This is a genomic window from Massilia litorea (assembly GCF_015101885.1).
Lineage (GTDB): Bacteria > Pseudomonadota > Gammaproteobacteria > Burkholderiales > Burkholderiaceae_D > Telluria > Telluria litorea.
The window spans coordinates 4,025,006-4,045,235 of the sequence record NZ_CP062941.1; the positions used below are offsets into that span (position 1 = coordinate 4,025,006).

The 20,230-nt window shown below is 66.4% G+C and carries 21 protein-coding genes and 1 tRNA gene; 16 read left to right on the forward strand and 6 right to left on the reverse strand.

Annotated features, from left to right (window positions below; translation table 11 throughout):
* Positions 1-247: 247 nt before the first annotated feature.
* The 4 genes from clpX to LPB04_RS18150 form a co-directional block, all read right to left on the reverse strand.
* The gene (gene clpX / locus LPB04_RS18135) at positions 248-1,516 is read right to left on the reverse strand and encodes an ATP-dependent Clp protease ATP-binding subunit ClpX (protein WP_193685896.1); all 1,269 of its coding nucleotides are present in this window, start codon (positions 1,514-1,516) and stop codon (positions 248-250) included.
* A 178-nt stretch (positions 1,517-1,694) separates the two neighbouring features.
* Positions 1,695-2,312, reverse strand: coding sequence for an ATP-dependent Clp endopeptidase proteolytic subunit ClpP (clpP, locus tag LPB04_RS18140; RefSeq protein WP_193685897.1), 618 nt, complete (start codon positions 2,310-2,312; stop codon positions 1,695-1,697).
* A gap of 50 nt (positions 2,313-2,362) precedes the next feature.
* Positions 2,363-3,703, reverse strand: coding sequence for a trigger factor (gene tig, locus LPB04_RS18145; RefSeq protein ID WP_193685898.1), 1,341 nt, complete (start codon positions 3,701-3,703; stop codon positions 2,363-2,365).
* 31 nt (positions 3,704-3,734) lie between these two features.
* A tRNA-Leu gene (locus tag LPB04_RS18150) sits at positions 3,735-3,821 on the reverse strand.
* Between the two features lie 214 nt (positions 3,822-4,035).
* Here LPB04_RS18150 and hpnC point away from each other — a divergent pair.
* The 6 genes from hpnC to LPB04_RS18180 all read left to right on the forward strand — a co-directional run bounded on the left by hpnC (position 4,036) and on the right by LPB04_RS18180 (position 8,979).
* Positions 4,036-4,851 (forward strand): squalene synthase HpnC, encoded by an 816-nt coding sequence (gene hpnC / locus LPB04_RS18155; protein WP_193685899.1) that lies wholly within the window; start codon positions 4,036-4,038, stop codon positions 4,849-4,851.
* A gap of 78 nt (positions 4,852-4,929) precedes the next feature.
* Complete coding sequence (gene hpnD / locus LPB04_RS18160) at positions 4,930-5,763, forward strand: presqualene diphosphate synthase HpnD (protein WP_193685900.1); 834 nt, start codon at positions 4,930-4,932, stop codon at positions 5,761-5,763.
* A complete protein-coding gene (gene hpnE / locus LPB04_RS18165; RefSeq protein ID WP_193685901.1) occupies positions 5,750-7,180 on the forward strand; it encodes a hydroxysqualene dehydroxylase HpnE in 1,431 nt (476 codons plus the stop codon). The genes hpnD and hpnE overlap by 14 nt, the downstream gene beginning before the upstream one ends.
* A gap of 32 nt (positions 7,181-7,212) precedes the next feature.
* The gene (locus tag LPB04_RS18170; RefSeq protein ID WP_193685902.1) at positions 7,213-7,362 is read left to right on the forward strand and encodes a hypothetical protein; all 150 of its coding nucleotides are present in this window, start codon (positions 7,213-7,215) and stop codon (positions 7,360-7,362) included.
* 3 nt (positions 7,363-7,365) lie between these two features.
* Complete coding sequence (locus LPB04_RS18175) at positions 7,366-8,166, forward strand: DUF1700 domain-containing protein (RefSeq protein WP_193685903.1); 801 nt, start codon at positions 7,366-7,368, stop codon at positions 8,164-8,166.
* Between the two features lie 9 nt (positions 8,167-8,175).
* Positions 8,176-8,979: a GIN domain-containing protein gene (locus LPB04_RS18180; protein ID WP_193685904.1), complete on the forward strand. Its 804-nt coding sequence runs from the start codon at positions 8,176-8,178 to the stop codon at positions 8,977-8,979.
* Positions 8,980-9,040: 61 nt separating this feature from the next.
* On the opposite strand, the gene LPB04_RS18185 is transcribed toward LPB04_RS18180, so the two are convergent.
* Both LPB04_RS18185 and LPB04_RS18190 read right to left on the reverse strand, forming a co-directional pair.
* A complete protein-coding gene (locus LPB04_RS18185) occupies positions 9,041-10,276 on the reverse strand; it encodes a TIGR03862 family flavoprotein (RefSeq protein ID WP_193685905.1) in 1,236 nt (411 codons plus the stop codon).
* A 73-nt stretch (positions 10,277-10,349) separates the two neighbouring features.
* A complete protein-coding gene (locus LPB04_RS18190; RefSeq protein ID WP_193685906.1) occupies positions 10,350-11,012 on the reverse strand; it encodes a GntR family transcriptional regulator in 663 nt (220 codons plus the stop codon).
* A gap of 161 nt (positions 11,013-11,173) precedes the next feature.
* Here LPB04_RS18190 and LPB04_RS18195 point away from each other — a divergent pair, with 161 nt between their 5' ends.
* From LPB04_RS18195 to LPB04_RS18240, 10 genes are read left to right on the forward strand one after another with little or no spacing between them, the layout of a single operon-like run.
* Positions 11,174-12,193: a TRAP transporter substrate-binding protein gene (locus LPB04_RS18195; protein ID WP_193685907.1), complete on the forward strand. Its 1,020-nt coding sequence runs from the start codon at positions 11,174-11,176 to the stop codon at positions 12,191-12,193.
* Complete coding sequence (locus tag LPB04_RS18200) at positions 12,190-12,768, forward strand: TRAP transporter small permease (RefSeq protein ID WP_193685908.1); 579 nt, start codon at positions 12,190-12,192, stop codon at positions 12,766-12,768. Before LPB04_RS18195 ends, LPB04_RS18200 begins: the two co-directional genes overlap by 4 nt.
* Entirely contained in the window at positions 12,765-14,114 is a 1,350-nt protein-coding gene (locus LPB04_RS18205; protein ID WP_193685909.1) for a TRAP transporter large permease, read from the forward strand. The genes LPB04_RS18200 and LPB04_RS18205 overlap by 4 nt, the downstream gene beginning before the upstream one ends.
* The gene (gene mdcA / locus LPB04_RS18210) at positions 14,114-15,781 is read left to right on the forward strand and encodes a malonate decarboxylase subunit alpha (protein WP_193685910.1); all 1,668 of its coding nucleotides are present in this window, start codon (positions 14,114-14,116) and stop codon (positions 15,779-15,781) included. The genes LPB04_RS18205 and mdcA overlap by 1 nt, the downstream gene beginning before the upstream one ends.
* 23 nt (positions 15,782-15,804) lie before the next feature.
* The gene (gene mdcC, locus LPB04_RS18215; protein ID WP_193685911.1) at positions 15,805-16,119 is read left to right on the forward strand and encodes a malonate decarboxylase acyl carrier protein; all 315 of its coding nucleotides are present in this window, start codon (positions 15,805-15,807) and stop codon (positions 16,117-16,119) included.
* Positions 16,116-17,012, forward strand: a complete 897-nt coding sequence (locus tag LPB04_RS18220) for a biotin-independent malonate decarboxylase subunit beta (RefSeq protein ID WP_193685912.1) — start codon at positions 16,116-16,118, stop codon at positions 17,010-17,012. Before mdcC ends, LPB04_RS18220 begins: the two co-directional genes overlap by 4 nt.
* A complete protein-coding gene (gene mdcE, locus LPB04_RS18225) occupies positions 17,012-17,728 on the forward strand; it encodes a biotin-independent malonate decarboxylase subunit gamma (protein WP_193685913.1) in 717 nt (238 codons plus the stop codon). Before LPB04_RS18220 ends, mdcE begins: the two co-directional genes overlap by 1 nt.
* The gene (mdcG, locus tag LPB04_RS18230; protein WP_193685914.1) at positions 17,712-18,356 is read left to right on the forward strand and encodes a malonate decarboxylase holo-[acyl-carrier-protein] synthase; all 645 of its coding nucleotides are present in this window, start codon (positions 17,712-17,714) and stop codon (positions 18,354-18,356) included. Before mdcE ends, mdcG begins: the two co-directional genes overlap by 17 nt.
* Entirely contained in the window at positions 18,353-19,252 is a 900-nt protein-coding gene (mdcB, locus tag LPB04_RS18235) for a triphosphoribosyl-dephospho-CoA synthase MdcB (protein ID WP_193685915.1), read from the forward strand. The genes mdcG and mdcB overlap by 4 nt, the downstream gene beginning before the upstream one ends.
* Entirely contained in the window at positions 19,249-20,151 is a 903-nt protein-coding gene (locus LPB04_RS18240) for an ACP S-malonyltransferase (RefSeq protein WP_193685916.1), read from the forward strand. Before mdcB ends, LPB04_RS18240 begins: the two co-directional genes overlap by 4 nt.
* The last annotated feature ends 79 nt before the right edge of the window (positions 20,152-20,230 follow it).

Below are 20,230 nucleotides of genomic sequence, written 5' to 3' on the forward strand. Positions count from 1 at the left end.
AACGGATGTTGGGCGCACACGGTGAAAACTCAAGACCGTCCCAAAATAATTTCTATGAATAAAAAAACATATTCGCGAAATGCAATCTGGACGTTCCAATAAAATCCCGATTTGAAATGAAAAAGCCACTACGTGACGGTCGGTCACGAGTGGCTTTTCGATTGAAGCCGGATGCTTTTATTGAGGTAAATTGTACCGCCAAGCTCCCAGCGCACAAGTGGTTTTGTGGTTTCCGCGCGGATATTTTTTAATTTTCTCCGGACGCCTTTGCAGTTTCGCTATAAATCAGCAGCGGCTTGGCACCGTTCGTGATCGTATTTTCATCAACCACGACTTTCACCACGTTTTGCTGATTCGGCAATTCGTACATGACGTCGAGCAGTGCGTGTTCCAGGATCGAACGCAGGCCGCGGGCACCGGTCTTGCGTGCCAATGCTTTTTTCGCAATTGCGTGCAATGCCGCCGGACGGATTTCCAGTTCGGCGCCTTCCATTTCCAGCAATTTCGAATACTGCTTGATGAGCGCATTCTTCGGCTCGATCAGGATCTGGATCAGCGCTTCTTCCGTCAATTCGTTCAGCGTAGCTACGACAGGCAGACGGCCGACAAGTTCCGGAATCAGGCCGAACTTGATCAGATCCTCCGGCTCGGCTTCCATCATGATTTCGCTGTTCGAACGCTGGGTGGCGCTCTTGACGCTGGCTGCGAAACCGATCCCGCCCTTTTCCGAACGGTTCTGCACGATCTTGGCCAGGCCGTCGAAGGCGCCGCCGCAGATGAACATGATGTTGGTCGTGTCGATCTGGACGAAGTCCTGGTTCGGATGCTTGCGCCCGCCCTGCGGCGGTACCGAGGCCATCGTGCCCTCGATCAGTTTCAGCAAGGCTTGCTGGACGCCCTCGCCCGACACATCACGCGTGATCGAAGGATTGTCCGATTTACGCGAAATCTTGTCGATCTCGTCGATGTAGACGATGCCGCGCTGGGCCTTTTCGACTTCGTAGTTACAGCTCTGCAGCAGCTTCTGGATGATGTTCTCGACGTCTTCGCCCACATAGCCCGCTTCGGTCAGCGTGGTCGCGTCGGCGATGACGAAAGGCACATTCAGCATGCGTGCCAGGGTCTGCGCCAGCAGGGTCTTGCCGGAGCCGGTCGGACCGACGAGCAGGATGTTGCTCTTGGCCAGCTCGACGTCATCCTTCTTGCCCAGGTGCTTGAGGCGCTTGTAGTGGTTGTACACAGCGACGGACAGGATGCGCTTCGCTGTCTGCTGGCCGATCACATATTGATCGAGCAGTTCGGCGATTTCGTGCGGCGTCGGCAAATCGGACTTGGCGCCCGCCACCGATTCCACATTCGATGTCTCGTCGCGGATGATGTCGTTGCACAGGTCGATGCACTCGTCGCAGATAAAGACGGATGGTCCCGCGATGAGCTTTTTGACCTCGTGCTGGCTCTTGCCGCAGAACGAGCAGTACAGGAGCTTTTCGCCGCTGGAGGATTTTTTGTCAGACATGGGGGGCAGGTCTCAAGTGAAGTACTGGAAATATAACGCGCTTGCGGTGCACGCGACAATGCATGCGCACACCGCCATGCTACCCGAAATAAAAAACAAACGCCCGAACGTGTTGGCGCCCGGGCGTTTTTTAAGCAACACCTTGTGTCGGCTCAAGCGCGATTCAGGTGCGCTCAGTTCACGTTCGGTTGGTGAGCACCTTGTCGATCAGGCCATAATCCACCGACTCTTCCGCCGACATGAAGCGGTCGCGGTCGGTGTCCTTGTGGATCTGCTCGACGCTCTGGCCGGTGTTCTCGGCCATGATGCGTGCCAGGCGCTCGCGCAGGTAGAGTATTTCCTTGGCCTGGATTTCGATGTCCGAAGCCATGCCCTGCGATCCGCCGGACGGCTGGTGGATCATGACGCGCGAGTTCGGCAGCGAGAAGCGCTTGCCCTTGGCGCCGGCGGCCAGCAGGAAGGCGCCCATCGAGGCAGCCAGGCCGGTGCACAGCGTCGAAACGTCGGGCTTGATGAAGTTCATCGTGTCGAAGATCGCCAGACCGGCCGAAACCGATCCGCCAGGCGAGTTAATGTAGAGCGAGATGTCCTTGTCGGGATTCTCGCTCTCCAGGAACAGCATCTGGGCGACGATCAGATTGGCCATCTGATCGTTGACAGGACCGACCAGGAAAATCACGCGCTCCTTGAGCAGACGCGAGTAAATGTCGTACGCGCGTTCGCCGCGGCCGCTTTGCTCAACTACCATCGGCACGAGGCCGAGTGCTTGGGTGTCCAATGCCGGATTACGGTTCATACCTGTCTCGTTCCTTGTAAGTAGGGCAAACTCGAAGACTAAGCCTGCGCTCAGCCTTGTGGGTTGCTGCCCATCAATTCATCGAAAGCGACGGCCTTGGTGCTGACCTTCGCCTTGCCAAGCACATAGTTAACGACGTTTTCTTCCAAAACAAGGCTTTCCACTTCACCAAGGCGGCGACGATCGCTGTAGTAGTACTTGAGGACTTCTTTCGGGTCTTCGTAGCTCTGTGCGAAATCTTCGATCTGGGCCTTCACCTGCTCTTGCGTTGCCTGCAGGCTGTTGTCAGCGACCAGTTGCGACAGGATCAGGCCCAGGCGCACGCGGCGCTCGGCCTTTTCGGCGAACAGTTCGGTCGGGAACGGCATGCTCTTGACGTCCATGCCGCGCTGGGCCATGTCCTGGCGGGTCTGCTCGGCCAGGCGCTCGGAGTCCTGCTGGATCATCACGGTCGGCACGTCCATCTCGGTCACTTTGACCAGGGCGTCCATCACGGCTTCCTTGTTGCGGGCCTTGACGCGGGCGTTGACTTCACGCTCGAGGTTGGTCTTGATGTCGGCGCGCATCTTTTCGATCGAACCGTCTTCGATGCCCAGCGACTTGGCAAACTCTTCATCGACTTGCGGCAGGTGCGCCCACTCCAGCTTCTTCAGCGTGATGGTGAACTCGGCGGTCTTGCCGGCCACGTCGGCACCGTGGTAGTCCGCAGGGAAAGCCAGCGGGAAGGTCTTGCTTTCGCCGACTTTCAGGCCGACGGTGGCGGCTTCGAATTCCGGCAGCATGCGGCCTTCGCCGAGCACGAAGGCGTAGTCTTCAGCCTTGCCGCCTGGGAATTCCACGCCGTCGATCACGCCGACGAAGTCGACGGTCACGCGGTCGCCATTGGCTGCGACCGGCTCGCCGCCGTCGCCGTGCTCGCCTGCCTCACCCTTGGTGTGGTAGTGCACGCGCTGCTTGCGCAGGATGTCGATGGTCTTGTCGATCTCGGCGTCCGAGACCTCGGCCTTGACGGTCTCGACTTCAATCGCGGACAGGTCGCCGATGACGACTTCCGGGAACACTTCGAAGGTCGCGTCGAAAGCCAGCATGCCTTCCGGTGCGTCTTCCTTCGGCTCGATCTTCGGGAAACCGGCAACGCGCAGCTGGTTCTCGTTGGCGGCTTCGTTGAAAGCGCGGCCGACGCGGTCGTTCAGCACGTCCGATTCGATCTGGTAGCCATACTGGGCTGCGACCATTTTCAGAGGCACTTTGCCAGGACGGAAACCAGGAGCCTTGGCGGTCTTGGCCTGCTTCTTGAGGCGTTTTTCAACTTCCGAACGGACATCGCTCAGCGGAAAAGTGATCGTCAGGCGACGCTCGAGTTTATCCAGGGTTTCGACTGCAGTTGCCATCGTAAAAATCGTCCAAAAAAATAATTATTCGTGGTGCGAGGAGGGGGACTCGAACCCCCACACCATTGCTGGCGTCAGGACCTAAACCTGGTGCGTCTACCAATTTCGCCATCCTCGCGCAGGATTGCATACTGCCACATAAACAAAGGGCGCCCGACAGTAAATCCGGCCGCCCTTGCACTCCATTGTCTATGGGCTACAACTTCAACCCGGTATTTTACTGGATTTTCTGACACCATAGGAGTGAATTTTCATGGAGTGCGGGGCGTATCGGCGCCCTTTATAATGTAGCGCTCACTTACTGCGGATGACTTGCCGGTCATTTGAACTGCATGGCCGTCGATCATTACGAAAACTTCCCCGTCGCCTCCATCCTGCTGCCGCGCCGCCTGGTGCCGGCCGTCGAAGCCATCTATGCCTTCGCGCGCGGGGCGGACGACGTCGCCGACGAGGGCGACGCCCTGCCCGCCGAGCGACTCACGGGCTTGGCGGAATACGAAGCCGCACTCGACGAGATCGCCGCCGGACGCATGCCCGCACACCCCATGTTCGCCCGGCTGGCCACGGTCGTCGCCGAATACGCGCTGCCGCTACAGCCCCTGCGCGACCTGCTGTCCGCCTTCCGCCAGGACGTGGTCACCACGCGTTACCCGGATTACGCGCTTCTCCTCGACTATTGCCGGCGCTCTGCCGATCCGGTCGGACGCCTGATGCTGGCCCTGTATGGCGTCGGCGGCGAGCAGAACCTGGTCCAGGCCGACGCCATCTGCACCGCCCTGCAGCTGATCAACTTCTGGCAGGACGTCGGCATCGATATCGGCAAGGGCCGGATCTACCTGCCGCTGGAAGACCTGCAGCGCTTCGGCGTAGGCGAAGCCGATATCGCGGCGCAGGCGGATACCCCGGCCTGGCGCAGGCTGATGGCCTTCGAAGTCGCGCGGGCCCGTTCCTTGATGCTGTCGGGCGCCCCGCTGGCGACCCGGCTGCCGGGCCGCATCGGCTGGGAGCTGCGCCTCGTGATCCAGGGCGGGCTGCGCATCCTCGAATGCATCGAGGCCGCCGGCTACGACGTCTTCCGCCGCCGGCCGCAGCTGGGCAAGAAGGATTACGTGATCATGGGCTGGCGCGCCCTGCGAATGTCAGCATAATTGCCTTCGATCGGACCCAGCCGCACCCGGCATCGGCTAAGATAACGGATTCGCATCACCCAACCTTGCCTTTTTTACATGTCTCCTGACGAATACTGCCAGCAAAAGACTGTCCAGAGCGGTTCCAGCTTCTATTACAGCTTCCTGTTCCTCGCCCCCGAGCGCCGCCGTGCGATCACGGCCCTGTACGCGTTCTGCCGCGAGGTGGACGATACCGTCGACGAAGCGACCGACGCTTCGCTGGCCCGCATCAAGCTGGCCTGGTGGCGCACCGAGGTGTCGACCATGTACAAGGGCACGCCGACCCACCCGGTCACGCAGGCCCTGAAGCCGCACCTCGCGGTCTACCACCTGGAAGAGCAGCACCTGCAGGCGATCATCGACGGCATGGAGATGGACCTCGACCAGAGCCGCTATCTCGACTACCCGGGCCTGCGCAAGTATTGCTGGCATGTGGCCGGCGTGGTCGGCATCCTCTCGGCCAGCATCTTCGGCTATACCAATCCGCAGACCCTGCAGTACGCCGAGAAGCTCGGGCTGGCCTTCCAGCTGACGAACATCATCCGCGACGTCGGCGACGATGCGCGCCGCGGCCGCATCTACCTGCCCGTCAACGAGCTGCAGCAGTTCGGCGTCACGGCGGCCGACCTGCTGGGCGCCCGCCACAGCGACAAGTTCGAGGCGCTGATGAAGTTCCAGACCGAGCGCGCCCAGGCGATGTACGACGAGGCGCTGGCGCTCCTGCCGAAGGAAGACCGGCGCGCCCAGCGTCCCGGCCTGATGATGGCGGCGATCTACCGCACCCTGCTGGATGAGATCGCGCGCGACAACTTCCACGTCCTGAACCAGCGCATCTCGCTCACGCCGCTGCGCAAGCTCTGGCTGGCGTGGAAGACCTATGTCCGCAACTGATGGGAAGGCTGCCGGCGCGGTCGCCGTCGTCGGCGGCGGCTGGGCCGGTTGCGCCGCGGCGGTCGAACTGGCGCGGCGCGGCCGGCACGTCACCCTGTTCGAAGCGGCGCGCACCCTTGGCGGACGCGCGCGCGCCATCGAGCTCGATGGCCGCCTGCTGGACAATGGCCAGCATATCCTGCTCGGCGCCTACAAGGACACCCTGACACTGTTGAAGCGGGTCGGCGTCGACCCGGCCAGGGCATTTTTACGCCTGCCCCTCCAGATGCGCTATCCCGCAGGCAGCGGCGGCATGGATTTCGTCGCCCCTCGCCTGCCCGCGCCCTGGCACATGATCGTCGCCCTGGTACGCGCCGGCGGCCTGGCGCGCGAGGACAAGCTGGCGCTGGCGCGCTTTTCCACCGCCGCGCGCTGGATGGGCTGGCGCCTCGACCAGGACGTGAGCGTCAGCGTACTACTGGAACGTTTCGGCCAGACCGCCCGCCTGAACCGCCTGATGTGGCATCCACTCTGCCTGGCGGCCCTGAACACGGCGCCGGAACGGGCATCAAGCAACGTCTTCCTTGCCGTGCTGCGCGACAGCCTGGGCGCGAAGCGGGCGGCCTCCGACATGCTGGTCCCGCGCCTGGAATTGAGCGCCCTGTTTCCGCAGGCCGCCGCGCGTTACCTCGAAGCGAAGGGCGGCACCGTGCACCTCGGCGCCAAGGTCGACACGCTGGAGCACAGCGCCGGCGGCTGGCAGCTGCAGGCCAGCGGCCAGGCGCTCGGCGGTGACTGGAGCGGACGTTTCGACGCCGTCGTGCTGGCCACGCCCGCTGCGCAGTCGGGCGCCCTGCTCGCTTCCTTTCCGGAGACGGCCGGCCTGGCCGCCCAGCTGGGCGCCTTCGAATACGAGCCGATCGCCACCTGCTACCTGCAATACGACCGCGGGCTACGCCTGCCGCTGCCCGTCTGCGCCCTGCTCGACGATCCGGAACACGAACGCTTCGGCCAGTTCGTGTTCGACCGGGGCCAGCTCGACACCGACCAGGGCGGCCTGCTGGCAGTGGTCATTAGTGCCGCCGGCGCGGCCGCCGAGTACAGGCAGGACAGCCTGGCCCGCGCCGTCGCGGCGCAACTGGACGCGGCCTTCCCGGCGCTGGGCCTGGGAAGCCCGCAGTGGTCGCGCGTGATCACCGAAAAACGCGCCACCTTCGCCTGCACCCCGGAGCTGGCGCGTCCGGCGAACGCCACGCCGCTGCCGAACCTGGTGCTGGCCGGCGACTATACGGCCGGCGACTACCCTGCCACGCTCGAGTCGGCGGTGCGCAGTGGCCAGGCGGCGGCGTCGGCCATCCTGCGTGGACGCGCCTCAAGCCGCAAAAACGGCAGCCTGTCGCAGGGCGATGGCAAACATCAGGCCGGGTCCGTACAGTAGCAGCATCGGATAACCGGATCACGGACATCGCCATGACACCCCAACTCGGATTGCGCACCCTGCTCCTGCTGGCACTGGTTGCCGCCAGCACGCTGGCCCTGGTCGCGCCCGAACTCTTCGGCGCGCACGCCAACGCCACGGGCCCGGCCCTGCTGTCGATGCTCGCCGTCGGCCACGCCTGATCCATGGGCAAGCTCGAATACCTCGAGGCGCTGAAACGCGCCATGCTCGGCCTGCCGCCCGAACTGCAGGCCAGGACCCTGGCCTGGTACGAGCAGCGCTTCGTCGACGGCATTGCCGCCGGCCGGCCGGAAGCCGACATCGCACGCGAACTGGACGACCCGAAGAAGGTGGCGCTCACCCTGCGCACCAGCACCCACATGGATGCCTTCAAGGAGCAGAAGAACCCGGCGAACCTGGTACGCCTGATGGTGTCGGTGCTGGGCCTGCTGATCTTCAACCTGTTCATGGTCATCCCGGCGGCCGTGTTCGGCTCGCTGCTGGCGGCGCTGTACGCGGGCGCGTTTGCCTTCTATGTGAGCGGCATCGCCATCACCGCGAGCGGCCTGGCCGGCGCCAACGAACTGGTGCTCGACGGACCGCTGCGCCACGTCGTCGACGGCGCCATCGACGACCGCGACCGCACGCGCACCCGGATCACGATCGGCGACACCGGCATCGAAGTCAGCCAGGACAAGGATAACCGCGCCGATGCAGGTGCCGACGCAGGTGCCGACACCGGCGACGATGCCGGCGCCAGCAAAGGCGCGCGCGCCGTGCGCCGCGCCGAACGGGTGGCCGGCAGCGGCATCCGCATCTCGACCGAGATGGACGAAGAGTCGCGCGCGACCCAGACGGTGCTCGGCCTGGCCATGGTGCTGGGCGGGATCGTGCTGTTCCTGGTCTCGATCGTCGTCACCCGTTATGCGGCGCTGGGCGTGAAGCGCTACCTGCAAATGAACATGTCCCTGCTCCGGGGCAGCTGAGGAGAAACGATGCGTTCATTGTTACGGGTAGGCCTCGGCCTGTTGATCCTTGCCTTCGTCCTGATCGGCCTGTCCTATGGCGTGCTGCGCGCCCAGGGCGGCACCGCGCGCCTGGATGCGCGCATCGTCGGCGACGAGACGCGCAAGATCACGCGCGAGGCGCGGGCGGTCGAACTGAGCGGGCCGATCGACCTGACCCTGCGCTACGGCGCGGAGCCGGCGCTGGTCGTGCGCGGCGAACAGCGCCTGCTGGCCAATGTCGAGACCGGCCAGGACGGGCGCGTGCTGCACATCGGCACCCGCGGCATCGTGCTGCGCCACCGCCAGCCGATCGAAGTCGAATTGACCCTCCCTGCGCTCGACCGGGTCGGCGTCGACGGCAGCGGCGAGACCCGCATCAACGGCTTTTCGGGCGAGCGCATCGAGCTCGAACTGAACGGCTCGGGCAGCGTCGACTTCAACGGCCGCTACCGCCAGGCGAAGGCCACCCTGCACGGCACCGGCGAGCTCACCGTCGATGCCGGCAATGGCGACAGCGTCGAGGCCGAGCTGAGCGGCGGCGGCACCATCACCCTGGCCGGCGCCGCGCGCAGCTTCCAGGCCGTATCGAACGGCTCCGGCACCCTCGACGCCCAGCGCCTGCGGGCGGACGAGGTGAAGGTGCGCCAGACCGGGTCGGGCAACACCAGCGTCACCGCGCACGCCACGGTGGCGGCGGCCGTCAGCGGCAGCGGGGATGTGGATGTGTACGGGAATCCGCCGCAGCGCAGTATCAGCCGCACGGGTTCAGGCGACGTCCATTTCGATCATTGATGGAGCCGGCGATCCGTATGATCGTAGGGTGGGCACCCCGTGCCCACGCGTGAAGCATGCGTCACGTCAGGTGATGCAGCACCCCTTGCGCCGCCGCCCGCCCGCTGGCAAAGCAGGCAGTCAGCAAATACCCGCCCGTCGGCGCCTCCCAGTCGAGCATTTCTCCGGCCACGAACACGCCCGGTACCGCACGCAGCATGCCGTTGTCATCGAGCGCCTCGAAACGCACCCCGCCCGCACTGCTGATCGCCTCGTCGATCGGCCGCGGACGCTTTAATACCAGCGGCAGCGCCTTGATCGCCGCCGCCAGCTTTTCCTCATCCAGATAATCCGCCTGTGCCAGGCATTCGCGCAGCAGGCCAGCCTTCACACCCTTGATCCCCAGCCGGCTCTGCAAATGGCTCGACATCGAGCGCGCGCCCCGTGGCCGGGTGACCTCGGCATGGACCCGCTGCGCATCGTGGTCGGGCGCGAGGTCGAGCCAGACCATCGTTTCGCCGCGCGCCGCGATCTGGTCGCGCAGGATGCTCGACAAGGCATACACCAGGCTGCCTTCGATGCCGCTACTCGTCACCACGAACTGCCCCTGGCGCCGCGCACGCTTGCCTGCGCGGGCTTCATACTCGATAGCCACGGTGGTCAAGGGCGCGCCCGCATGCCTGTCGCTGAAGTGGGGCGACCAGTCGACGTCGAAGCCGCAATTGGCCGGCACCAGCGGCGCCACCTCGACGCGGCGCGCTTCCAGCAAGGGCACCCACGCGCCGTCCGATCCCAGCCGCGCCCAGCTCGCCCCCCCCAGCGCCAGGACGACGGCGTCGAACTGCCCGGACGTGTCGCCGTCCGGCGTCGCGAAGCGCAGCGCTTCCCCCTCCCAGCCGAGCCAGCGGTGGCGCATGTGAAAACGTACACCGGCTTCCCGCAAGCGATGCAGCCAGGCACGCAGCAGGGGCGCCGCCTTCATGTCGGTCGGGAAGACCCGGCCCGAAGTACCGATGAAGGTGTCGATCCCGAGGCCGTGGATCCAGGCGCGCACGGCGTCCGGCCCGAAGGCATCGAGCCAGGCGCCGACCTGCGTGCTGCGTTCGCCATAGCGGAGAACGAAATCGGCATAGGGCTCGGAGTGGGTGATGTTCATGCCGCCCTTCCCGGCCAGCAGGAATTTGCGGGCGACCGAGGGCATCGCGTCGAAGACCTCGACCTGCACGCCGCCGGCGGCCAGGACTTCGGCCGCCATCAGGCCGGCCGGTCCGCCGCCGACGACGGCGACGCGCTGTGGAAGGGATGAAGGAATCGGCATGGGAAGCGGCACAGAAGATCGGGAGCCGCATTGTAGACGACAAGGCTGCGCCGGTCAGCCCCTGCCGAACGACTCAGGCCGCGGCAGCCTGCAACTGCGGCAGGGACGCCATCAGGTCCGCAAAGCGCTGCCCCTGGATCATCACGTGCTCGCGCGTCAGGCGCGCGGCCAGTTCGCCGTCGCCGTCGAGGATGGCCTGGACCATCTCGTCGTGCTCCGCATACGAATTGCTGACCCGGTCGCGCACGCGCAGCTGCAGGCGGCGGTAGGGCCGCAGGCGCCGGTACAGGCTGCGCGCCTGCTCGATCAGGAACTGGTTGTGGCTGCCGGTGTAGATCGCCTCGTGGAAGGCCTCGTTCTTCACATAGTAGTCGTCCGGGTCCTGCGAGGTCATCGCTTCCTTGCAGGCGGCGTGGGCCGCCCGCAGCGCGTCCTGTTCGGCCGGCGTCATGCGACGCGCGGCCAGGCGCGCGCAGATCGATTCCAGCTCCGACATCACCTCGAAGCGCTCGACCAGCTGCTGCGGTCCGAGTTCGGCGACCACGGCGCCGCGGCGCGGGCGGATCACGACCAGGCCCATCGAGGCGAGCTGGATCAGGGTTTCGCGGATCGGCGTGCGCGAGACGCCGAAGGATGCCGCCAGCTCGGTCTCGTCGAGGTGCTGGCCGGGGGCGAATTTGCCGACGGCGATCATCTCTTCGATTGCGTCCTTCAAGGTTTCCGACCTGCTCTTCATATGCTGCCCACTATTCATGTATTCGATATCTCATTATAAAAGCTAAGTATAGCTTGACAACGTATATTTTAAGTTTAATCTTGTATACACGAAGACGGACGATGCATACGGCTTGACCGCAGGCACGATCCGAACGATCACTACACTTCTTGGAGATAGATATGCCGGCAATCACCCGCAGGGCCGTCCTGGGCGCACTCGCTACCACCCCACTCTGGCTGCAGGCCGCACGTGCCCAATCGAACACGTCCCTCAAAATTTCGCACCAGTTCCCGGGCGGCAGCGTCACCCAGGGCGATTTCCGCGATCGCCTGTGCCGCATGTTCGCCACCGAGGTCGAAAAGCGCACCAAGGGCGCCCTGAAATTCTCGATCTATCCCGGCTCCTCCCTGATGAAGACGAACGCCCAGTTCTCGTCGATGCGCAAGGGCGCCCTCGACATGTCGCTGGTGCCGCTCTCGTATGCCGGCGGCGAAGTCCCGGAAGTGAACATCGGCCTGATGCCCGGCCTGGTGACCTCCTACGAGCAGGGCTACGGCTGGAAGAATGCCGAAGTCGGCAAGGAACTGGCACGCATCCTCGCCGAAAAAGGCATCGTGGTGGTGAGCTGGATCTGGCAGGCGGGCGGTGTCGCCTCGCGCTCCAAGCCGATCGTCGAGCCGGAAGACGCGCGCGGCCTGAAGGTGCGCGGCGGCTCGCGCGAGATGGACCTGATCCTGAAGGAAGCCGGCGCCGCCGTCGTCACCCTGCCCTCGAACGAAATCTATGCCGCGATGCAGACCGGCGCGATGGACGCGGCGCTCACCTCCTCGACCTCGCTGATCTCGTTCCGTCTCGAGGAAGTCTCGAAAGCCCTGACCACGGGCCGCACCGGCGCCTACTGGTTCATGTTCGAGCCGCTGATGATGTCGAAGGCCGTCTTCGACCGCCTGCCGAAGGACCAGCAGGCAGCCATCATGGCCGTGGGCGGCGAGCTCGAAGCCTTCGCCCGCAAGGAAGCGCAGGAAGACGACCAGGAAGTGGCGACCGTCTACCAGAAGAAGGGCGCCACGGTAGTCGACCTGAAGCCGGCGACCATCAAGAAGTGGCAGGCGATCGCCCGCAACACCGCCTGGAAGGATTATGCAGAGCGTAATCCGAACTGCGCCAAGCTGCTGGCCCTGGCGGAGAAGACGCTGTGAGCCACGGCTTCGAGCTCGAATCGGCACGGCTGCCCGCCGTGTCGGGCAGCGCGCCGGTCGCAGCGATGCAGCTGCTGCTGGCGCGCGTCAACTCGGTCCTGCTGAAGCTGTCGATGGTGGCGATGATCCTCACCGCCCTGGTGCTGACCTATTCGGTCGTGGCCCGCTACTTCTTCAAGACCCCGACCGACTGGCAGGACGAGGCTTCGGTCTTCATGCTGGTGGGCGTGACCTTCTTCTGCACGGCCTATGTCCAGTCCTTCCGTGGCCACATCGGCATCGAAGCCCTGGCCACGATCCTGCCGCCGAAGGTCAACGCCGCGCGCCTGTTCCTGGTCGACCTGCTCTCCCTTGCCTTCTGCGCCTTCTTTGCCTGGAAGTCGTGGGCGCTGTGCCATGAAGCCTGGGTCGACGGCCAGACCACGTCCTCGACGCTGGCGCCGCCGCTGTGGATTCCCTACTCCATGATGGCGGCCGGAATGACCCTGCTGGCCCTGCAGATCCTGGTTCAGGTGCTGGCCCACTTTACCGACAAGCGGGCCGTGGCCCCGACTGAAACCCGGAGCGCCCCATGAGCGACCTGACCCTGGGCGCCCTGTACGGCGCCGTCACGCTGATCGTCATGTTTTCCGGCATGCCGATCGCCTTCGCGCTCGGCCTGGTGGCCACCGCCTTCATGTACTTCTTCATGCCGGCCACCTCGCTCGACACGATCAGCCAGAACGTGTACGAGGAAATGGCCTCGATCACCCTGCTGTCGATCCCGCTCTTCATCCTGAAGGGCGCGGCGATCGGCAAGTCGCCGGCGGGCCGCGACCTGTACGGCGCGATCCACGCCTGGCTGCACAAGGTGCCGGGGGGACTCGGCATCGCCAACGTCTTCGCCTGCGCCCTGTTCGCGGCCATGGCCGGCTCCTCGCCCGCGACCTGCTCGGCGATCGGCTCGGCCGGCATCCCGGAGATGAGGAAGCGCGGCTATTCGCCCGGCTTCGCGGCCGGCATCATCGCCGCCGGCGGCACCCTCGGCATCCTGCTGCCGCCCTCGATCACCATGATCCTGTATGCGGTCGCCGCCGAACAGTCCCTCGGTCGCCTGTTCCTCGCCGGGATCGGCCCCGGCCTGCTGCTGGTGCTGATGTTCGCCGGTTACGCGGTCTACCGCGCACGCAAGGAATACGGCATGGCCAAGGCCGCCTATGAAGGCGGCGGCGTCAAGTCGGCCTATCTCGAGAACGAGCATTTCACGCTCTCGCAAAAGGTCGAGATGCTGCCGCGCGTGCTGCCCTTCCTGGTCCTGCTGATCGGCGTGATGATCGCGCTCTACGGCGGCTACGCGACGCCGTCGGAGACCGCCGGCCTGGGCGCACTGCTGGCGATCGTCCTGATCGCGGTCGTCTACAAGCTGTGGCACCCGAAGGACTTGTCTCCCTTCCTGGCCGCGACGATCAAGGAATCGACCATGCTGCTCCTGATCATCGGCATGTCGCTGCTGTATTCCTATGTGATGAGCTACCTGCACATCAGCCAGTCGGCCGCGCAATGGGTGGTCGACATGCACCTGTCGCGCTGGGTGCTGCTGTCGGTGATCCTGTTCATGGTGATCGTGCTCGGCTTCTTCCTGCCGCCGGTCTCCATCATCCTGATGACGGCGCCGATCATCCTGCCGCCGCTGCGCGAAGCCGGTTTCGACCTGATCTGGTTCGGCGTGGTGATGACGATCGTAATGGAGATGGGCCTGATCCACCCGCCGGTCGGCCTGAACATCTTCGTGATCAAGAACATCGCGCCCGACATTCCGCTGCGCGACGTGATCTACGGCGTCATGCCCTTCGTCGGACTGATGTTCGTCGCCGTCGTGCTGCTGTGCGTGTTCCCGCAGATCGCCACCGGCCTGCCCGCCATGCTGATGGGGGGAAGCTGATGAACGCGCCGGACAAGACCTGGAACACGCTCCAGGCCGACCGTAGGGCGCGCCTGGAAAGGACAGGCGCGGTGCTCGGGCGCGACCTGGACGGCAAGGCCGTCCCCAGCGGCCGGGTCCAGGACCTGCTGCACAGCGTGCTGGCCTGCGGCGACCGCGTCTGCCTCGAGGGGAACAACCAGAAGCAGGCCGATTTCCTGGCCGCGGCGCTGGCGGGACTGGATCCCTCGCGCATTAACAACCTGCACATGCTGCAGTCGGTGCTGGCGCTGCCGGAACACCTCGACGTGTTCGAACGCGGCGTGGCTTCGCGCCTGGACTTTTCCTTTTCCGGCCCCCAGGCCGGGCGGGTGGCGAAGCTGGCCTCGGCCGGCAAGCTGAACATCGGCGCGATCCACACCTATCTCGAGCTGTTCTCGCGCTACTTCATCGACCTGCCGCCGCGCGTGTCGCTGGTGGCGGCCGAAGCGGCCGACCGCAACGGCAACCTGTACACCGGCGCCAACACCGAGGACACACCGGCCATCGTCGAGGCGACCGCCTTCAAGAACGGCATCGTCATCGTCCAGGTGAACCGCATCATGGACACGCTGCCGCGCGTCGACATCCCGGGCGACTGGGTCGACTACGTGGTGCAGTCGCCGAAACCGTATTACATCGAGCCGCTGTTCACGCGCGACCCGGCCCTGATCTCGGAGATCCAGGTGCTGATGGCGATGATGGCCATCAAGGGCATCTATGCCGAGTACGGGGTCGAGCGCCTGAACCACGGCATCGGCTTCGACACCGCGGCCATCGAGCTGCTGCTGCCGACTTATGCGACCGACCTTGGCCTGAAGGGGAAGATCGGCCGTCACTGGGCCCTGAACCCGCATCCGGCGCTGATTCCGGCGATCGAATCGGGCTTCGTCGAATCCGTGTATTCCTTCGGTTCGGAGCTGGGGATGGAAGACTACATCCGCGCCCGCCCCGACGTGTTCGCGGTCGGCCCCGACGGCAGCATGCGCAGCAACCGGGCGCTGTGCCAGGCCGCCGGCCACTATGCCTGCGACATGTTCATCGGCTCGACCCTGCAGATCGACTTGCAGGGCAATTCCTCGACGGCCGTCGTCGGCCGCATCGCCGGCTTCGGCGGCGCACCGAACATGGGAGCGGATGCGCGCGGAAGGCGTCACGCGAGTCCGGCCTGGCTCAAGGCCGGCGCCGAGGCACGCGGGGAGCGCAACACGATCCCACGCGGCCAGAAGCTGGTCGTGCAGATGGTCGAGACCTTCCGCGAGCACATGCAGCCGGCCTTTGTCGAGCGCCTGGATGCCTGGGAACTGGCCGAGCAGGCCGGCTTCGAGATCCCGCCGGTAATGATCTACGGCGACGACGTGACCCACATCCTGACCGAAGAAGGCATCGCCAACCTGCTGCTGTGCCGTAGCGCAGAAGAGCGCGAACAGGCGATCCGCGGCGTGGCCGGCTACACCCCGGTGGGCCTGGGACGCGACCGGCGCATGGTCGAAAACCTGCGCGACCGCGGCGTCATCAAACGGGCCGAAGACCTGGGCATCGACAAGCGGCTCGCCACGCGCGACCTGCTGGCGGCCAAGAACATGAAAGACCTGGTGCGCGCATCGCACGGCATGTACGAGCCGCCGAAGCGCTTCCGCAACTGGTAACGATCATTGGTAGAAGAGACACCATGGAAAAGCTTACATACCGATTTGCAGGCGGCAGCCGCGCGCTGCCGCACACCGCGGAAGTCGTCGGCGTCGTCAGCTCCGGCAACCTCGAGGTGCTGATCGAATCGGCGCCCCTGAACGGAGACTGCGCGATCGAAGTCAATACCGCGGCCCTGGGCTTCGGCGCCACCTGGGAAGCCGTCATGCGCGACTTCCACGAGCGCTGGCAGCTGACGGACACCCGCATCGCCATCAACGACATGGGCGCCACGCCCGCCGTGGTCAGCCTGCGCCTGGACCAGGCCGTGGAGACCGTGCTGGGAGGCCCGCCATGAGCAGCTACCTGGAATTGTCGGCGCGCGAGCGCCTGGCCCAGCTCTTCGACGCGGGCAGCTTCACCGAATTCCTGCCGCCGAAAGCGCGCGTGATCAGCCCGCACCTGGCCCAGCTCGACGCCCCGGTCGCCTTCGATGACGGCGTCGCCGTCGGCCGCGCGTGCCTCGATGGCCGGACCGTCTTTGCCGCCGCCCAGGAAGGCGGCTTCATGGGCGGCGCGGTCGGCGAAGTGCATGGGGCCAAGCTGGTGGGCCTGCTGCGCCGCGCCATCGCCGAGCGCGCGGCGGGCGTGGTGCTGCTGCTCGAATCGGGCGGCGTGCGCCTGCACGAAGCGAATGCGGGCCTGGTCGCCGTTTCGGAAGTGATGCGCGCCGTGCTCGATGCCCGCAATGCCGGCGTGCCGGTGATCGCCCTGATCGGCGGCGCCAATGGCTGCTTCGGCGGCATGGGCATCGTGGCGCGCTGCACGAATGCCGTGATCATGTCGGAAGAGGCGCGCCTGGGCATGTCGGGACCGGAAGTCATCGAGACCGCCAGCGGCGTCGAGGAATTCGATTCGCGCGACCGCGCCCTGGTCTGGCGCACCACCGGCGGCAAGCATCGCTACCTGCTGGGCGACTGCCAGGAGCTGGTGGCGGACAAAGTGGCCGACTTCCGCGCCGCGGCCATTGCGACGCTGGATCGCCTCCAGGTGCAGGAGACTGCCCTGAGCCTGGCGGCCCTGGAAGCCGAGCAGGACATGCTGGCCCGGCGCCTGGATCGCTTCGGCACCCTGGAGGAACCAATGCAGATCTGGGCCGCGCTCGGGATCGCCGAGCCGCGCAGCCTGCCGCTGCTCGAAGCGGGGCCTTTCGTGGAACAGGTAGCCGCACACCGGATTGGAGCGAACTGATGGACTGGAACACAATCGCGAGCGCCCTGTTCCCGCGCGGGCACGACATCACCGAGCGCGACCTGTTTTTGAGCGGGACGGCCCAGGTAGGCGAGACGAGGGTGGCCGTCGTCGGCACCACCGGCCACGCGCCGATCGGGGTCGAGATCGCCCTGGCGCAGGCGCGTTTCATTTTGCAGACCGTGCGCGAGCACCCGGGGCGGCCGATCCTGATCCTGGTCGACACCGTCGGCCAGCGCCTGCGCCACCGCGACGAAATGCTGGGAATTAACAGCTACATGGCCCACCTGGGCAAATGCGTGGAACTGGCGCGCCGCCAGGGGCATCCGGTGCTGGGACTGGTGTACGACCAGGCCCTGTCCGGCGGCTTCATCACCAGCGGCCTGATGGCCGACGCCTGCTACGCGCTGCCCGATTCGACCATCCGCGTGATGGGCCTGCCGGCAATGGCGCGCATCACCAAGGTGCCCGAGGAGCGGCTGACCGAACTCGCGGCCAGCAATCCGGTCTTCGCGCCGGGGCCGGAAAACTACCTGCGCATGGGTGGGGTGCGAGAAATCTGGCAGGGCGAGCTCGGCGCGCAGCTGGAAGCGGCGCTGGCGGAGCTCGCCCCCGTCGACGAGCGCGCCGCGCTTGGCCTGGCGCGCGGCGGACGCAAGTTCGCGCAGCCCGTGATCGAAGCCATCATGGCGGGGCGCGATGTACTCGCGTCATGACCTGGTCTGGCTGACGGCGCAGGGGTGGAAAGAGGCAGCGAAGACGGTGCGCCCCGGCGACCTGCGATCGCTCGCGCTGTGGGAACGCCAGGGCTGGCCGGCGGTCGTGCGGCGGCGCGATGTCGGCCAGCCGGCCGGTATCGTTTCGCTCGGCATCGCGCTGCCGCCGGCCGGGGCCGACGCGCCGAAGGAGCGCATCGCGCTGCGCGTCCCGTCGCAGCATGTCGCGCGTCGCGCGGGTGCGCTGTCGCTGCCTGAGGCGATGGCGGCCGCACCCGAAACCTGGCGCGCGGACCTCGCTGCGCTGGGCGGCGGCACCGCGCTGCGTGCCTACGGTTCGCTCGCGCTGCAGGCCATCACCGGACTTCCCTACCTGACCCCGCGCTCGGACATCGACCTGCTGCTCGCGCCGCGCAGCCGCAGCGAACTCGATGCGGGAATCGCCGCGCTGTCGCGCCATGCGGACGCCCTGCCGCTCGACGGCGAAATCCTGTTCCCGGGAGGCGCGGCCGTGGCCTGGAAGGAGTGGCGCGACGCCCGCGACGGCATGCGGGTGCTGGTGAAAACGATGGACGCGGTGCGCCTCGATAGCCGCGCCGCGCTGCTGGCCACGCTGGAGGACCGATGAGCCTTGCCGCCATCGCCGCCCGCCGCGCACTGCTCGCGCCGCGCCCACCCGCCGCACCGGACCAGGCGCTGCATGGCGCCGTCGCGCGGCTGGCGCTGCGCTGCCTGTACGCCGAGCTGACGCTGTATCCGAAACCGGGCCTCGTTTCGCTGGTCGACAACGGCAGCCACGGCGACATGAATGCCGAGACCTTCATGCGCAGCCTGTTCGCGCTGCGCCATTATTTTTCCCGCATTTGCCGCGCAGGTGCCCACGGCGCGCTATTCGGCGAACTGAAGCGGCTGGGAATCGAGGCGGAAGCGCGCATGCTGCTCGCGACCCGCGGCATCAATACCCACCGCGGCGCGATCTTCAGCCTCGGCCTGCTGTGCGCGGCCATCGGCCGGGCGCGCGCCCAGGGTGTCGCCCTGACGCCCGCCGGCCTGCGTGCGGTGCTGCTGCTGCGCTGGGGCGAGGAACTGGCGGCGCATACGGTGCCGGGTGCACAGCAGTCGAACGGCCTGCGCGTGGCCGACCTGCACGGCGCCGGCGGCGCGCGCGAGGAAGCGGCGCTCGGCCTCCCGTCCGTGTTCGAGACCGGCCTGCCGGCGCTGCGCGCGACGCTCGCCGCGGGACGCGGCCTGCAGCAGGCGCGCATCGACGCCCTGTTCGCGCTGATGGCGCGCGTCAGCGACACCAACGTGTTCCACCGCGGCGGCGCGGCGGGCGCGGCCACCGTACGCGAGCAGGCGCAGGCCTTCCTCGACGCCGGCGGAACGGGCGATCCACACTGGCGCGAACGGGCGCTGGCCTGCCATCGCCTGTTCGTCGCGCGGCGCATCTCGCCCGGCGGCGCGGCGGACCTGCTGGCCGCCACCTGCCTCGTGCATGCTGCAACGAGCGGCACCCTGCCGTGAGCGCGCGCCTGCTGATCCTGTGTCCGGGCCAGGGCGGCCAGCACGCCGCCATGTACGACCTGGCGCGCGGCGATCCGGCCGGCGCCGCGCTGCTCGATGCCTGCGCGCCGGCGCTCGATCCGGATACCCTGTTCGACAACCGGATCGCCCAGCCGGCGATCGTCGCCGCCACCCTCGCCACCTGGGAAGCGCTGCGCCCTCGGCTGCCGGCGCCGGCGCTGGTCGCCGGCTACAGCATCGGCGAACTGGCTGCGCATGGCGTGGCGGGCGCTTTGCCTGCTCAGGATGCAATCGCACTGGCAAGCCGGCGCGCCGCGCTGATGGACGCCGCTGCCGCTGCAGGCGTGCGCGGCGCCCTGGCCGCCGTCAGCGCCCTGCCGCTCGAACGCGTGCGCGCGATCGCCCGGGCCTGCGACTGGCAGCTCGCCATCGTGAATGGCGAAGACGCTTGCGTCGCCGGCGGACCCGCTTCGACATACGAAACCTTTGCCGGCGCCTGCGAGGCCGCCGGCGCGCGCATGCAGCGCCTGCCGGTCGCCGTGGCTTCGCACACGCCCCTGATCGCCGCGGCGGTGCAGCCCTTTGCCGGCGCACTCGCCGGTGCGCCCTTCCACGGCTGGCAGTGCCCGGTACTGTCGGGGATCAGCGGTGTGCGCATCGCGAGCAAGGATGCGGCGGTCGAACACCTGTCGCGCCAGCTGGCGGAGACGATCGAATGGCGCGCCTGCATGGACGCGGCCGTCGAGAGCGGGATCAGCGTGGCGCTCGAGCTGGGGCCGGGCGCGGCGCTGGCGCGCATGTTCGCGGCGCGCCACCCGCAGGTTGCCTGCCGTTCGGTTGCGGAGTTCCGCAGCCTGGATGGTGTCGCCGCCTGGGTGGAGCGCCAATTCGAGCGCTAGCGGCCTCAATGTAAAGGAAGCTTGACATCACCGGAAACGCTGTCTACCATGTAAAGCATACTTTACATGGAGGCCAGTG

Coding starts and splice junctions, on each gene's coding strand:
- clpX (WP_193685896.1), bottom strand. CDS start 1,516: ATGTCTGACAAAAAATCCTCCAGCGGCGAAAAGCTCCTGTACTGCTCG.
- LPB04_RS18220 (WP_193685912.1), top strand. CDS start 16,116: ATGAGCAGCTACCTGGAATTGTCGGCGCGCGAGCGCCTGGCCCAGCTC.
- LPB04_RS18205 (WP_193685909.1), top strand. CDS start 12,765: ATGAGCGACCTGACCCTGGGCGCCCTGTACGGCGCCGTCACGCTGATC.
- LPB04_RS18195 (WP_193685907.1), top strand. CDS start 11,174: ATGCCGGCAATCACCCGCAGGGCCGTCCTGGGCGCACTCGCTACCACC.
- hpnD (WP_193685900.1), top strand. CDS start 4,930: ATGTCTCCTGACGAATACTGCCAGCAAAAGACTGTCCAGAGCGGTTCC.
- LPB04_RS18180 (WP_193685904.1), top strand. CDS start 8,176: ATGCGTTCATTGTTACGGGTAGGCCTCGGCCTGTTGATCCTTGCCTTC.
- hpnE (WP_193685901.1), top strand. CDS start 5,750: ATGTCCGCAACTGATGGGAAGGCTGCCGGCGCGGTCGCCGTCGTCGGC.
- hpnC (WP_193685899.1), top strand. CDS start 4,036: ATGGCCGTCGATCATTACGAAAACTTCCCCGTCGCCTCCATCCTGCTG.
- tig (WP_193685898.1), bottom strand. CDS start 3,703: ATGGCAACTGCAGTCGAAACCCTGGATAAACTCGAGCGTCGCCTGACG.
- LPB04_RS18170 (WP_193685902.1), top strand. CDS start 7,213: ATGACACCCCAACTCGGATTGCGCACCCTGCTCCTGCTGGCACTGGTT.
- mdcA (WP_193685910.1), top strand. CDS start 14,114: ATGAACGCGCCGGACAAGACCTGGAACACGCTCCAGGCCGACCGTAGG.
- mdcE (WP_193685913.1), top strand. CDS start 17,012: ATGGACTGGAACACAATCGCGAGCGCCCTGTTCCCGCGCGGGCACGAC.
- clpP (WP_193685897.1), bottom strand. CDS start 2,312: ATGAACCGTAATCCGGCATTGGACACCCAAGCACTCGGCCTCGTGCCG.
- LPB04_RS18190 (WP_193685906.1), bottom strand. CDS start 11,012: ATGAAGAGCAGGTCGGAAACCTTGAAGGACGCAATCGAAGAGATGATC.
- mdcC (WP_193685911.1), top strand. CDS start 15,805: ATGGAAAAGCTTACATACCGATTTGCAGGCGGCAGCCGCGCGCTGCCG.
- mdcG (WP_193685914.1), top strand. CDS start 17,712: ATGTACTCGCGTCATGACCTGGTCTGGCTGACGGCGCAGGGGTGGAAA.
- LPB04_RS18185 (WP_193685905.1), bottom strand. CDS start 10,276: ATGCCGATTCCTTCATCCCTTCCACAGCGCGTCGCCGTCGTCGGCGGC.
- mdcB (WP_193685915.1), top strand. CDS start 18,353: ATGAGCCTTGCCGCCATCGCCGCCCGCCGCGCACTGCTCGCGCCGCGC.
- LPB04_RS18175 (WP_193685903.1), top strand. CDS start 7,366: ATGGGCAAGCTCGAATACCTCGAGGCGCTGAAACGCGCCATGCTCGGC.